Source organism: Xanthobacter sp. BG11Y11_SDJG (assembly GCF_057364445.1).
The window spans coordinates 1-1,678 of the sequence record NZ_JBNFNU010000611.1; the positions used below are offsets into that span (position 1 = coordinate 1).

2 protein-coding genes and 1 pseudogene are annotated in these 1,678 nt (G+C 73.5%); all 3 read right to left on the reverse strand.

Annotated features, from left to right (window positions below; genetic code table 11):
* On the reverse strand, positions 1–323 hold a 323-nt coding region (locus AC2W7M_RS24955), incomplete at its 3' end, for an ATP-grasp domain-containing protein (protein ID WP_486135754.1).
* 46 nt (positions 324–369) lie between these two features.
* A complete protein-coding gene (locus AC2W7M_RS24960; protein WP_486135756.1) occupies positions 370–990 on the reverse strand; it encodes a hypothetical protein in 621 nt (206 codons plus the stop codon).
* 91 nt (positions 991–1,081) lie between these two features.
* A pseudogene (locus AC2W7M_RS24965) lies at positions 1,082–1,678 on the reverse strand (GHMP kinase); the annotation flags it as partial.

Genomic DNA, 1,678 nt, shown 5'->3' on the forward strand with positions numbered 1-1,678 from the left:
AATGGCGGCGCCGGCGGCGGGCCGGTCGCCACTTCCTCGGGCCACGAGCCGGGCGGGACGATGATGTCCCGGTCGGCATAGATCACGCCCGCCGCATGGGCCTCGGAGGGCTGCGGCAGGCCGGGGGGGATGCGCCCGCCGCAGGCGGCGAGGTGCAGGCCCAGCAGCGGCGGCAGCGGGTCCACGTCGAAGATGTCCAGCGTGGCGCCGAGCCGCGGATTGACCTCCACCAGGAACCAGCCGTCCGGGCCGATGACGAAGTCGATGGAGACGAGACCCACCAGGCCGCACGCCGCCACGACCCGCTGGGCCGCGGCGCGCATGGCCGCACCCTGGGGCTCGGGCAGGGCGATGGGCCGCGGCGCGCCATTAGCGGAACGGATGCTCCGGATCGCCGGCGCGCCACTGGCGCGAGGCCCCCACCACCACGCTTTCGGTGCCGTTGGCCAGCACCAGCAGGGAGACCGAGGTGCCGTTCACCTCGCGCTGGAGATAATGGTCAGGCCAGGGCGGAGACAGGTCGCCCGCCGCCCGGCGGCGGATGTGCCCGCCACCGGCGCCGCCGATCTTCTTCTCGATGAGCGGGCCGGTAAGGCCCTCGGGCGCGCCGAGCGCCACCTCCGGAAACGGGATGGCGAGGTGCCCGCACAGGGCGGCGAGCGCCAGCGGATCCTTGATGATGCGCACGGTCTGCGGGGCGTTGCCGAGGATCGGATTGCGCTCGGCGATGCGCATCATCAGGTCCGGCTCGTCCTCCAGCCCGCCGCCGAGCACCACCGGCAGGCCGGCGGGGGCGAGCGAGGCGAGGGCCTGGATGAGATCGTCGCCATCAAAGGCGAAGCCGTGCTTCTTGTGCACCTTCACGCAGCGCGCCGCATGGGCGCAGGTGTCGAGATCGGCGAACAGGTCGAAGGTGAGCGCGGCAAGGCCTGCGCGGGCGGCGGAGGCGACGAGCGGGCGCGCCGACAGGGCGATGATGGCGAGATCCATCGGCGTCAGATCGCGCTGGGCGTCGGGATGCGCGCCTTCGGCGCGCGGGTGGGCTGGCCTGCGGCTCGAGCCATGCGGGGCTTCCTCCTGATCACGGAACGGCTGCGCCGATGGGGCCGAACGCGGCGCCCTGGTTCCGGCCGCGCACGCACTGGAATGACAGGTTTGTGAACGATGCGAAGCGATGGCGCAAGGCCTCGGCGAGCCTTTCCGCCTGCGTCGCCTCGCCCACCACCGCAAAGCCCGTGGGGCCCCAGGAACTCTGGCCGACACCGGCAATGCCCGCGTCGCGCAGGACGGCGGCGGCTGCGGCCACGTCGGGGCTGAGAAAGCGCCGCCCCTCCTGGGCGCTGGCATAGTGGTCGCCGAGCCGCTCCTGCCATTCGCCGATGGCGGCGCCGAACGCATCCGCGTCCTGCTCGGCGAGCGCGGGAAGCGCCTTCATGAGGACCAGATGGCTGAGATGGGCGGCGAGCGGCTGCGGGAAGGGCGGCAACGCCGCCATGGCGCGGGTCTCCTGCGCGGCGTCGAGGCCGCGCCGGGAGCTGTCCAGCATCAGGATGATCCGCCAGTCCTCGGGAAAGGGGAGGCGGGCGAGCAAAGGCGGCGGCATCTGCCGGGTGCCGCGCCCGCCGTCGAGCACCACGCCGCCGCCCGCGAACGCCTCGGTGCGATGGCCGATGGCGCC